7 protein-coding genes and 1 tRNA gene are annotated in these 12,191 nt (G+C 67.9%); 1 reads left to right on the top strand and 7 read right to left on the bottom strand.

All coding sequences use genetic code 11. The features are described 5' to 3' along the window. Positions 1-56: 56 nt before the first annotated feature. The 7 genes from ACFXIV_RS28655 to ACFXIV_RS28625 all read right to left on the bottom strand — a co-directional run bounded on the left by ACFXIV_RS28655 (position 57) and on the right by ACFXIV_RS28625 (position 11,858). Entirely contained in the window at positions 57-731 is a 675-nt protein-coding gene (locus tag ACFXIV_RS28655; RefSeq protein WP_379398974.1) for a hypothetical protein, read from the bottom strand. Between the two features lie 13 nt (positions 732-744). Beyond that, complete coding sequence (locus ACFXIV_RS28650; RefSeq protein ID WP_379399034.1) at positions 745-1,140, bottom strand: acyl-CoA thioesterase; 396 nt, start codon at positions 1,138-1,140, stop codon at positions 745-747. 95 nt (positions 1,141-1,235) lie between these two features. Then, positions 1,236-6,140, bottom strand: coding sequence for an NAD-glutamate dehydrogenase (locus tag ACFXIV_RS28645; RefSeq protein WP_379398975.1), 4,905 nt, complete (start codon positions 6,138-6,140; stop codon positions 1,236-1,238). A 455-nt stretch (positions 6,141-6,595) separates the two neighbouring features. Beyond that, positions 6,596-8,272, bottom strand: coding sequence for an energy-dependent translational throttle protein EttA (ettA, locus tag ACFXIV_RS28640; RefSeq protein WP_379398976.1), 1,677 nt, complete (start codon positions 8,270-8,272; stop codon positions 6,596-6,598). A 10-nt stretch (positions 8,273-8,282) separates the two neighbouring features. Beyond that, complete coding sequence (locus tag ACFXIV_RS28635) at positions 8,283-8,732, bottom strand: single-stranded DNA-binding protein (protein ID WP_354834641.1); 450 nt, start codon at positions 8,730-8,732, stop codon at positions 8,283-8,285. A gap of 130 nt (positions 8,733-8,862) precedes the next feature. Then, complete coding sequence (locus tag ACFXIV_RS28630; RefSeq protein WP_379399035.1) at positions 8,863-9,807, bottom strand: threonine/serine dehydratase; 945 nt, start codon at positions 9,805-9,807, stop codon at positions 8,863-8,865. An 11-nt stretch (positions 9,808-9,818) separates the two neighbouring features. Continuing rightward, complete coding sequence (locus ACFXIV_RS28625) at positions 9,819-11,858, bottom strand: cytochrome c oxidase assembly protein (protein ID WP_379398977.1); 2,040 nt, start codon at positions 11,856-11,858, stop codon at positions 9,819-9,821. Between the two features lie 203 nt (positions 11,859-12,061). Here ACFXIV_RS28625 and ACFXIV_RS28620 point away from each other — a divergent pair. Continuing rightward, positions 12,062-12,135 (top strand) — tRNA-Arg (locus ACFXIV_RS28620). Positions 12,136-12,191 lie beyond the last annotated feature (56 nt).

The following is a 12,191-nucleotide window of genomic DNA, read 5'->3' as shown; positions in this document are numbered from 1 at the left end:
AGAGCCTCAGTGCCGGAGCAACGGCAGAGCCCCAGTGCCGGAGCAACGGCAGAGCCTCAGCGCGGGAGCAACGGCAGGGCGGGGCCACGACGGCGGGCCACCGAACCGTAGCGGGCGTCCAGGCGCAGCCAGGTACGAGCCGCACGCACCCGCACGATCTCGTCCACCGGGATGCGGCGGGAGTCGGTCTTCTCGCCGCCGTGCGGAATGAAATCCATGGCGGCGAGGGCGAACACCACCCGCATGGGCACCTCGACCTGCTCGCCGCCACCGGACACGGTCAGCACCGTCTGATCCAGCAGGGCGGCCGGCGGGCCGTGCTGGCTGCCGTGCTCCTGCGCCAATTCGGCTCCGCGCTCGGCCAATTCGACGAGTTTGCGGGCGGGCACGTCCTCCACATGGACGAAGCCCACCTCCGGCGGCAGCGCGGCGCGCCAGGCGGAGTCCATGGCATAGCCGAGCCCGAACGCGGCGCCCGCGTCCGGCCCGCGCAGCCCGGCGAGGACGGCGTCCGCGCCGACGGACACATCGTCCATCCCGAGGTCGGCCACCACCGTGCGCACCGCCAGCGCCTCGAATCCGGTGGTCGCCCAGGCGGAGACGTAGCGGTCCCCGCGCCGGCGCAGCCGGATGACGGCCGCCGGGTCGAGCCGAAGGGCGTGCGTGATGAAGGTGGCCAGGTTCTCGCGTTCCGCGGGATCCGGAACGTGCAGGGTCAACTGTCCCGACAACGGTCGTTCTCGGTCAGTCGGCCAGCCACTGCGCGAGGTAGTTGCGTTCCTCGGCGGTGAGGCGGCGTAGGCGCTGGGTGTCGATGTCGAAGGCGGCCAGCTGGGTGGAGGCGATCACCGCCGGCGGGGAGTCCGGGGCGGCACCGGCCGCGCGCACCTCGTAGCCGACGGTGAAGTCCACCGCGCGCAACCGGTCGATCCACATGGACACGTCCAGCGGCGAATCCTCGTGGCGGAGCTGGCCCTTGTACTGCACCCGCAGATCGGCCAGCACACAGCCGGACCGCAGCGCAACCGTCGGTCGCTCATCCAGGAACAGCCACGGGATGCGGGCCTCCTCCAGCAGGGTGACCATGCGGGCATGGTTGATGTGCTGGAAGGCGTCCATATCCGACCAGCGCACCTCCACCGTGGTGTGGAAACGCTTCGGCTCGGCCGAGACCGGGGACTCCCCCGGACTCGGTGCTGCCGTCTTCGCCTGGCCGTTCAGCGAACCGACACTCGTCAACGCGGTACCTCCGATTGCGCACCCACCCCACTCACCATGCTGCGCACCTGCCGCGCCGCAACCGACAGCGTGGCCAGATCGTGGGTTCCGGACTCGAACAGTTCCGACAGGGCAGAGCGCGCACGGCCCAGCCGGGACTGGTTCTTGGACTCCCAGTATGCAATCTTCTCCTCGGCCGTCTCCTCCGGGTCACCGCCGGAGAGCACGTCGAGGGTGAGCGAGCGCAGCGAGCCGTACATGTCATCGCGCAGCGCGAGCCGGGCCAGCGCGTGCCAGCGATCACCGCGCTCGAGGTGGCTGACCGCCTGCAACAGCCAGTCGATCTTGAGGTGATCGTTGAGCGCGTAGTACAGCGCGCCCACCTCCTCACCGCTGCGATCGGTGATGTCGGCGATATCGAGCACATCCAGCAGCGGGAACTGGTTCAGCAGGCCGAACACCTCGGTGGCCAGCTCCGAGGGCGCGCCCTGCTCGACGATCGCCTGGGACTGCGCATTGAGACTGTCGATATGGTGACCGCGCAGCCAGCCCGGCACCTTGGGCGAGAGCGTACGCACACCCTGCGCGTAACGATGGATCTCCGCGCCCACCGCGACCGGCTGCGGGCGGTTGTTGAGCAACCAGCGCGACGCCCGGTCCAGGGTGCGCTTGGTCTCCAGCTCCAGCACGTCTTTCATCCCCGTGGAGATCTCCGCGGCGCGAATACGACCCCACACCGAGTGCAGATCGAAGATCTGGGTCGCCGCGGTGAAGGCGCGGACCGCGTCGGAGGCCGAGGCCCCGATCTCCTCGCCCAGGCGGAAGGCATAGGTGATGCCGCCCAGGTCGACCACCTCGTTCACCAGCATCGTGGCGGTGATCTCCCGGCGCAGGCGATGACGCTTGATGGCCACACCGAAGCGGGTGCGCAGCGGGGTCGGGAAGTACAGCGGCAACCGTGCGGAGAAGTACGCCATATCGGGCAGATCGCTGGCCAGCAGATCGGCCTTGAACGAAAGCTTCACGTGCGCCATGAGATTCGACAGCTCCGGCGAGGTGAGGCCGGTGCCCTCCTCGGCGCGATACTTCATCTGCGCGTCGCTCGGCAGCGCCTCGAGCTCGCGGTCCAGGCCACGGCGTTCCTCGAGATCCTCGATGACGCGCTGGTGCACATTGAGCATGTGCGGGGCCTCGGCCCGGGACATACCCATAAGGATGTTCTGGGAGACGTTGTCCTGCAGCACGAGTGCGGAAACCTCGTCGGTCATGGAGGCCAGCAGCGGATTGCGCTCGACCTCGGGCAGCTCGCCGGAGGAGACCACGCCGTCGAGCAGGACCTTGATATTGACCTCGTGGTCGGAGCAGTCCACACCGGCGGAATTGTCCAGCGCGTCGGTGTTCATCTTGCCGTCGTGGCGGCAGAACTCGATGCGGCCCAGGGCGGTGACGCCGAGGTTGCCGCCCTCGCCGATCACCTTGACCCGCAAGGCGTTCGCGTTCACCCGGACCGCGTCATTGGACTTGTCGCCCACCTCGGCATTGGTCTCGGTGCTGGCCTTGATGTAGGTACCGATGCCGCCGTTCCACAGCAGTTGCACGGGGGACTGCAGGATGGCGCGGATCATCTCCGGCGGCGACAGCGAGACGACGTCGGCGGCCAGGCCGAGCACCTCGCGGACCTGGTCGCTGACCGGGATGGCCTTCACCGTGCGGTCGTAGACCCCGCCGCCCTCGCTGATCAGGGACCGGTCGTAGTCGGCCCAGGACGAGCGCGGCAGCGCGAACATGCGCTCTCGCTCGGCGAAAGACGTTGCGGCATCGGGGTTCGGGTCCAGGAAGATGTGGCGGTGGTCGAAGGCCGCGACCAGCCGGATGTGGCGCGAGAGCAGCATGCCGTTGCCGAACACGTCACCGGACATGTCGCCGATGCCGACCACCGTGAAGTCCTGCGACTGGGTGTCGATATCCATCTCGGCGAAGTGCCGCTTCACGCTCTCCCACGCGCCCTTGGCGGTGATGCCCATGGCCTTGTGGTCGTAGCCCACCGAACCGCCGGAGGCGAAGGCGTCGCCGAGCCAGAAACCATACTGCAGGGCAACATCATTGGCGATATCGGAGAAGGAAGCGGTGCCCTTGTCGGCGGCGACCACGAGGTAGGTGTCGTCGGCGTCACGGCGCAGCACCCGCTCGGGCGGCAGCACCGCGCCGGTGGCGCGATCGACATTGTCGGTGACGTCGAGCAGGCCGGAAATGAAGGTGCGGTAGCAGGCGATGCCCTCGGCCTGCAGCGCCTGCCGATCGGCGACCGGATCGGCGGTCGCGGCCGGCGGCTGCTTGACCACGAAACCGCCCTTGGCGCCGACCGGCACGATCACCGCGTTCTTCACCGCCTGCGCCTTGACCAGACCCAGGACCTCGGTGCGGAAGTCCTCCAGGCGGTCCGACCAGCGCAGGCCGCCGCGCGCCACCGGGCCGAAGCGCAGGTGCACGCCCTCCACCCGCGGGGAGTAGACGAAGATCTCGAATTGCGGCCTGGGCTTGGGCAATTCGGTGATCTCCTGCGGTTCCACCTTGAACGACAGGTAGTCCCGCACAGTGCCCTCGGCGTCGGTGACGTAGTAGTTGGTGCGCAGGGTGGCCTTGATCAGGCCGAGGATGGCGCGCAGGATGCGGTCGGCGTCCATGCTCACCACCTCGTCGATGCGGTGGCGGACCGCGGCCTCCAGCTCGGTGGCGTGGTCGGGATTGGCCGAGTCCGGATCGAAGAGCGCGGTGAACAGCTCGACGAACATGCTCGCCGCCTCCGGATAGGCCAGCAGCACGCGCGTGATGGCGGCCTGGCTGTACTGGAATCCGGCCTGCTGCAGGTACTTCGAGTAGGCGCGCAGGATCGCGACGCCGCGCCAGTGCAGGCCGGCGCGCAGCACCAGCTCATTGAGGCCGTCGGCCTCGGCGCGGCCGTACCAGAGCGCTGCGAACGCCTCGGTGAAGCGTTCGCGTAAACCGCGCACCTGGGCGTCGAGCACGTCGAGCCGGCTCACGGACTCCACCAGTTCGGCGTCCATGTTCCGGTCCAGGGCGCTGCGCAGCAGCTCGGGACGGGCCAGCAGGCCGAAGTCGTAGATCCACTGCTCCGGACCCTGATCGCGCTCGACGTGGTGCGGGCGCTCGTCGATCACCTCCACGCCGAGGCTCTGCAGCAGCGGGAGCACCTGGCTCAGCGAGATGCCGCCGCCACCACCGATGTAGAGCGTGAAACGCCAAGAGCCCGGGTCGGAGTCGGACCAGCGGTACAGGTGCTGGTCGATGCCCCCGTCGGGCAGCCGCTGCAGCCGCAGGATGTCGGCCACGGCACGGGTGGGCTCGAAGTCCTCCTTGTAGCTCTCCGGCAGCGACTCGGCGTAGCGCTGCGCCACCGCCGGGTCGAGCACGGTGGAGTTGGCCACCACATCGCGCAGGTGGTCGTCCCAGGTGCGGCTGGCCTCGGCGAGCAGGTGCTGGATGCGCAGCCGGTTGGGCTCGCCGGTATCGGCCACGATGCCCTGATCGGGCAGCCGGACCGTGAAATACACACTGGCGAGGTCACTTTCGGACACGCGTGCCGAATAGTCGATGGATACGCCGCCCAGCTCGCGCACCAGGATGTCCTGCATCTCCAGGCGGACGCGGGTGGTGTAGCGGTCACGCGGCAGATACACCATGCAGGCCACGAAGCGGCCGTAGCCGTCCATGCGCATGAACAGCCGAACCTGGCGGCGCATACCGACATTCAGCACCGCGCTGGCGGTGCGGCGCAGTGCCTCGCCTTCGGAGGAGAACAGCTCGGTGCGCGGGAAGGCCTGGATGACCTCCAGCATCTCCTGGCCGGAGAAGGAGTCCAGGTCGAAGCCGCTGGACTCGATGATGGAGCGCACCCGGCGGTCGATGACGGGGATGTCGAGCACGTTCGCGTGCAGGGCGGTGACGGTGAAGACGCCGATGAACAGGTGCTCGCCCGTGACGACACCGGAGTCGTCGATCTCGGCCACGCCGACGAAGTACGGGTAGACCGCGCGGTGCACGGTGGCCGGGACGAGGCCCTGGGTCAGCATGAGCAGCGGCTGGTCGCCGCTGTTGTCGGGGACCCGGAAGTCGGTACCGACATTGGGGCGCAGCACGCCGAGGCTGGTCTCCGGCACGATGATGGACTTGGCCTGACCGTCCACGGTGCTGCGCTCGTAGCGGGCGTAGCCCAGCACGGTGAAGTGGCCGTCGGCCAGCCAGCGCAACAGATTGGCGCAGTCGGTGAGATCCGTTGTGGGAAAGGCGGATCTGCCCGCGGTGGCCGCGGTGTCGAGCTCGGCGGCGACCCGCTCCTGCGCCTCGCGCATGGCCTCGGTGTCCTCGATGACCCGGCGCACGTCGGTGAGCACGTCGGGCAGTGCCGTCTCGATCTGCTCGAGCTGGGCGCGGCTGGTGGCGGGGTGCAGCTGCACGTGCATCCAGGACTCGGGCAGGCCCGTGGCGCCATTGGCGTCGACCTCGTGCGGCACCGCCGTCTTCAGGCGGCCCGCGGCGTCTCGGGTCACCTCGAAGATGGGGTGCACGACCTCACTGACACTGACGCCGATCCGGCTCAGCGAGGAGGTCACGGATTCGACCAGCAGTGGCATGTCATCGGTCACGAGCTGGATGGCGACGCCGAGCCCGGCCTCGTCATCCGCATGGTACACACGAACATTCGCGGTGCCGGGGGTGCGCTGGATGCCGAGATCCAGATGGCAGCGGAAGATGTGAGTGGATGTCGCGGGGATCGCGCAGTCAGCATCGCCGGCGTCGACGTGGCGGAAGTACGCCTCCTCGAGGGATACGAGATTGCCCCGCAGAGACGCGGGCAAACTTGCAGCCCAGGCCGCGCTGGACAATTCGGACGAGACCGTCATTTCGCCAACTCCTCGGATTCGGTTCCGTAACAAAGTGACGCCGATGCGAGAGTAGCTGGGCGCAAGAACTGCCGGGCTGAATTCCTCTCAATGCCGCGCCGCGTCTAATCATACGGACGAACCGGACGGTTCGGCCGTCGCCGACTTCGTCCGATATCGCCAGGTCGCATACGACAAACCTTGCACCAAAACAGTTTTCACGCACAACTGCGAATGCGAAACCGCTGAGTTCGCTATTCGATAACCGTTCATCTGGCCGGTCACGGCCCGCCATCCAGCGGGCCGCGAACCGTCCGGCAAACGTCTTCGGCCCGACGAAACGGTGATCAATCGGCCATTCTTCGATGGACCGTACGGAATCCAGCGCTCGGTAGCGGACCGATGACGGACGTGATCCGGCTACCTCACCCGGGTCAGCGGGTGAGGGCGGCGGTGAATTCGGTTGGGGTGGCCCGTTATCCGCGGGTCAGCTTGCGGTGGGTTACGCGGTGCGGGCGCGCCGCTTCCGGACCCAGGCGCTCGATCTTGTTGGCCTCGTAGGCCTCGAAGTTGCCCTCGAACCAGAACCAGGAGGCCGGGTTGTCCTCGGTGCCCTCCCACGCCAGGATGTGGGTACAGGTGCGGTCGAGGAACCAGCGGTCGTGGGAGATGACCACCGAGCAGCCGGCGAAGTTCTCCAGCGCGTTCTCGAGCGAGCTCAGAGTCTCGACATCGAGGTCGTTGGTGGGCTCGTCGAGCAGGATCAGGTTGCCGCCCTGCTTGAGGGTCAGCGCCAGGTTCAGGCGGTTGCGCTCACCACCGGAGAGCACACCGGCCGGCTTCTGCTGATCCGGACCCTTGAAGCCGAACGCCGAAACGTAAGCGCGGGAAGGCATTTCCTGATTGCCGACCTGGATGAAGTCCAGCCCGTCGGAGACCACCTGCCAGACCGTCTTGTTCGGGTCGATGCCGGAGCGGCCCTGGTCGACGTAGCTCAGCTTGACCGTCTCGCCGACCCGCACCGCGCCGCTGTCCGACTGCTCCAGACCGACGATGGTCTTGAACAGCGTCGACTTACCGACACCGTTCGGGCCGATGACGCCGACAATGCCGTTGCGCGGCAGGGTGAACGACAGATCCTTGATCAGCTGCCGGTCGCCGAAACCCTTGTCCAGGTGGTCGACCTCGACGACCACATTGCCCAGGCGCGGACCGGCCGGGATCTGGATCTCCTCGAAGTCCAACTTGCGCATCTTCTCGGCCTCGGCGGCCATTTCCTCGTAGCGGCCCAGACGCGCCTTGTTCTTGGCCTGCCGCGCCTTGGCGCCGGAGCGGACCCAGGCCAGCTCCTCCTTCAGGCGCTTCTGCAGCTTCTGGTCCTTCTTGCCCTGCACCTCGAGGCGCTCGGCCTTCTTCTCCAGGTAGGTGGAGTAGTTGCCCTCGTAGGGGAAGGTGCGGCCGCGGTCCAGCTCGAGGATCCACTGCGCCACATTGTCCAGGAAGTACCGGTCGTGGGTGACGGCCAGCACCGCGCCCGGGTAGCTGGCGAGGAACTGCTCCAGCCACAGCACCGACTCGGCGTCGAGGTGGTTGGTGGGCTCGTCGAGCAGCAGCAGGTCGGGCTTGCTCAGCAGCAGCTTGCACAGCGCGACGCGACGGCGCTCACCACCGGAGAGGTTGGTGACCGGCTCGTCCGGCGGCGGGCAGCGCAGCGCGTCCATGGCCTGCTCGAGCTGGGAGTCGACATCCCACGCGTCGGCGTGGTCGAGCTCCTCCTGGAGCTTGCCCATCTCCTCCATCAGCTCATCGGAGTAGTCGGTCGCCATGAGCTCGGCGATCTCGTTGAAGCGGTCCAGCTTCACCTTGATCTCGCCGAGGCCCTCCTCGACGTTGCCGCGCACGGTCTTCTCTTCGTTCAGCGGCGGCTCCTGCTGCAGGATGCCGACCGTCGCGCCCGGCGCGAGCCAGGCATCGCCGTTGTTCGGCTGGTCCAGTCCCGCCATGATCTTCAGCACACTGGACTTACCCGCGCCGTTCGGGCCGACGACACCGATCTTGGCGCCGGGAAGGAAGTTCAAGGTCACATTGTCGAGCACGACCTTGTCGCCATGCGCCTTTCGCACCTTCACCATCTGGTAAATGAACTCAGCCATATCGGCAAGCCTAACTGTGTGTAGTAGCGGGTTCTCCGGCAGTGTCCGCATCCACGGACAGCCGTTCCACGGGTTCGGTCCGGTCGGTTCGACCGAAGGTTTTGCGCACCACCGGGGCGGTGCAACGACCCAGGTCGGGACCCAACGCCAGGGCCCGCATCTCGAGGTCGGTGCGCTCCGCGCCATCTCGGGTGGTGTACTCGTTCGAGCGCAGCTGCCCGTACGCGATGATCGGATCACCTCGCTGCAGTGACGCCTCGACTCCTTCGATGATCCCCCGTCGCCAACAGTTTACGGTGAGGTAGAGGGTGCCACCGTCCACCCAGTCCCCCGCGCCCTGATCGTAGCGGCGAGCAGTACTGGCCAACCGGAAACTCAACAGCTGTTCACCGTTCTGCAGCGCGCGCCGCACCGGATGGGTGACGATCCGGCCGATCACCGCGGTGTTCGCCTCGTACATTGCACTCCCCCTTGTCGATTCGAGCCTGTGCCTGCCGTCGACCTCAAGGTTCCCGCGCGGGCGCGGGCGGCGACAGGACCGAATCGGCGAGTGTGGACAACTCGCGGGATGTGGATAGGTTCGCGGCGCGCTACAGCGTCGCCAGGTCGGTATTGGCCCCGCACAGCACGATCACCGGCCGTTCCCCCGGCGCCGGCACGTACGCGCCGCTCTGGATCGCCGCCACCGCCGTGGCACCGGCCGGCTCCACCACGATGCGGAACTCGCGCCACAGATACTCGCGCGCCATCACGATGGCATCGTCGCTGACCAGGATGGAACGCACCGCGTAGCGCTGCGCCACCTCCATGGCGATATCGCCGATCCGGTTCGCGCCCAGGGAATCCGAGGCCACGCTCGAGACCTCGACATCCACCGGGTGCCCGGCCGCCAGCGCCGAGTGCAGGGTCGGCGCGCCCTGCGGCTCGACCCCGATCACCCGGCCACGCAGCCCCAGCGCCGCCGCGACACCGGCGACCAGACCGCCGCCACCGACCGCGACCAGCACGGGCGGCCTGCCCCGCACCTGCTCCTCGATCTCGAGCCCGACCACACCGGCGCCCGCCACGATCTCGGGCAGATCGTAGGCGTGCAGCTGCATGGCGCCGCGCTCGGCGGCGAGCTGGCGGGCGTACCGGTGCGCCTCGGCGTAAGTCGTTCCGTGCCACAGCACTTCGGCGCCGTGCGACCACATGGCCGCCACCTTGGTGTGCGAGGCCGACTCGGGAACCACCACGGTGCACGACATTCCGCGCAACGCGCTCGCCAGCGCCGCCGCGATCCCGGCATTGCCGGCCGAGGCCAGCACCACATGGGTCTTGTCGCCGCGCGCCTGCAACAGCGCGTTGAGACAGCCGCGCACCTTGAAGGTGCCGCCGTGCTGGAGGTGTTCCAGCTTGAGGGTCACCGGGACCGGGCCGCGCGGGCCCAGGATGTCGGTGTGGAAGACGGGGGTCTTGCGGGTGTGACCGCGCAGCAGGCGGCGGGCCTGCCGCACATCGGATCGGTAGAGCCGCTTGACTTTCCGGGTCGCCATGGCGACGTCGTTCACTTGCGCACCTCTCCGTCACGCCGGGCGAGCTCGGCGAACATGGCGTTGTACGCCGTCAGGTCCGCGTCGTCGTCACGTTCGGCCTTGCGATCGAGCCGGTTCGCCAGGCGTTTGTCGCTGCGCGACCACTGGATGAGCAGCGCCAGCATCACCACCACCAGCGGTACTTCACCGCTGGCCCAGGCGAGGCTACCGCCGGTGTGCTGATCGGCGAGCAGATCATGGTTCCAGGACAGGCCCAGACCGCGATAGAACCAGCCGCCCATCACGGTATCCATGCTCATCAGCGCGATGCCGAAGAAGGCGTGGAACGGCAGCGAACCGAACACCATGCCCAGCTTGGTGAGCGGCTCCACCGGGCGCGGCTTCGGATCGATGCCGATCACCACCCAGTAGAAGAGGTATCCGCTGAGCAGGAAGTGCACATTCATCACCAGGTGCGCGCCGTGCGTGCCGACGAACTTGTCGAAGATGCCGCCCAGGTACAGCGCGTAGAAACCGGCCACGAAGAACACCGAGGCCACCACGGGCTGCGTCATGAAGCGCGACACCGGATTGTGCACGGCCGCCAGGATCCACTCGCGCGGCCCGGGCGGTGCGTCCCGACCGGCCGGTTGAATCGCCCGCAGCGCCAGCAGCACCGGGCCGCCCAGCGCGAACAGGATCGGGGCCAGCATGGACAGCATCATGTGCTGGGCCATGTGCACGCTGAACATGGCCGGGGCGTAGCGGCCGACACCGGAACTGGTGGCGATCAGCAGGGTGGCGCAACCCGCGAGCCAGGCAATGGTCCGGCCGACCGGCCAGGAATCGCCGCGCTTGCGCAGCCGCAGCACACCCAGCACGTAGACCACGGCCAATACGAGCGCGAGGGTCCCGAAGACGAGGTCGAAACGCCAGTCGAACAGCAGCCGCTCGATATTCGGCGGGCCGGCCAGGTTGTAGCCGATCTCCACCTCGGTCGGCGTGGGCACCGTGCGCAGGTCCGGCGGCGGAGTGCGGCCCAGGCCCGCGGCCAGGCCGACGGTGGCCGCGAAGATCAGCGCCTCGACGCCCGCGAAGCGAATGAGCGCGCCGCGATCCTGCGGATCCTTCTCCAGATCCGGGATGGCGCGCTGCCGCTGCAGGAACCCCACAATGCCGAGCAGGATCAGCGCGGCGGCCTTGGCCAGCACAAGCTTGCCGTAGGTGGTGCTGAACAGATCCGACAGCGGCACCCGGACATAGGCGTTGATCACACCGCTGATCGCGATGACCACGAATGAGACAGTCGCCACTTTCGAGAACCGGCGCACGGCGAGCGCGGTGTGTCTGCCGTCCCGCAGTGCGTAGGCCAGCACCGCGAACAGGCCGCCCACCCAGAAGCAGGCCGAAACCAGGTGCAGGATCAGGCTGTTGGTGGCCAGATCGTGCGCGCCGCCCGACGAGGAATGCCCGGTCAGGGCGACCGGCAGCAGCGACAGCACCGACAGCCACAGCAGTACCGGCGTCCAGCCCCAGCGCAGCGCCACCCGGCAGCCGATGGCCAGCACCACCACCATGAACACGGTGAATCGCCACGACCCGGCCACATCGACCTTGTCCGCGGCGCGCCACACCTCCTCGGGCCGCAGCGAATCCTGCAGCGGTTGCCCGGTGGTGTCCGACAGGGTCAACGGCACCAGCAACGCCGCCGCGACCGCCCAAGCCAGCGCCGCGTTCCCGGCGCGCCGCAACGCCCGATACCCGCCCACGTCGAGCAGCCCGCTGCGCTGCGGCGGCACGAAGAACGCGGCGAACAGCAGCGACCCGACGGTCAGCGCCGCCGAGAAATCCGCGACCGCCCGCACCGCCGGCAGCCCGTAGGTGGTCAGCGGTCCCGGATCCGGAATGCCCAGCAGGGTCAGCGCCTGCGCCGCGGACAACGCCACGACCAGCGCTGCCACCAGCGCGGTCGCCGCTCCACCCAGTGCCGTGATCGCCGCGAACGTCACCCCCGAACCCGACCGATTCGCCGAAACATCCGATCCTGCGGGCGGGTCCTGCACTGACGACATGGGCCCAGCGTAGTTCGGAGCGCCCGTCCAGACTCCCCTGGGGTTTCCGGTCCTCCGGTCTGCACAACCGCCCCGACGCGCCGAACAGTTGCTACGCGACCCAGCTTTGCTGATCTGGACGCTCGCTATACTTAACGCGCTGGACACCGAGATCGATTTCGGTCAAGGTGTTTGGAGCCCGCATCACCGCCGATGCCCGCACTGCCTCCGTAGCTCAGTTGGATAGAGCAAGGGCCTTCTAATCCCTAGGTCGCAGGTTCGATTCCTGCCGGGGGCGCTTGGGTGCTCTGAACAGCGAAGACTTCGCCGAGTTCAGAGATTCCCAGCCCGCAC

This window comes from Nocardia sp. NPDC059236, assembly GCF_042754085.1.
In the GTDB taxonomy this organism is placed as follows: Bacteria; Actinomycetota; Actinomycetes; order Mycobacteriales; family Mycobacteriaceae; genus Nocardia.
Note: the sequence above shows the minus strand (reverse complement) of the source record. Positions and strands in the feature narration are given on the sequence as shown.

What these genes read in the sequence shown, in the direction of transcription:
- ettA (WP_379398976.1), bottom strand. Translation starts at nt 8,272, where the DNA reads ATGGCTGAGTTCATTTACCAGATGGTGAAGGTGCGAAAGGCGCATGGC.
- ACFXIV_RS28625 (WP_379398977.1), bottom strand. Translation starts at nt 11,858, where the DNA reads ATGTCGTCAGTGCAGGACCCGCCCGCAGGATCGGATGTTTCGGCGAAT.
- ACFXIV_RS28630 (WP_379399035.1), bottom strand. Translation starts at nt 9,807, where the DNA reads ATGGCGACCCGGAAAGTCAAGCGGCTCTACCGATCCGATGTGCGGCAG.
- ACFXIV_RS28645 (WP_379398975.1), bottom strand. Translation starts at nt 6,140, where the DNA reads ATGACGGTCTCGTCCGAATTGTCCAGCGCGGCCTGGGCTGCAAGTTTG.
- ACFXIV_RS28635 (WP_354834641.1), bottom strand. Translation starts at nt 8,732, where the DNA reads ATGTACGAGGCGAACACCGCGGTGATCGGCCGGATCGTCACCCATCCG.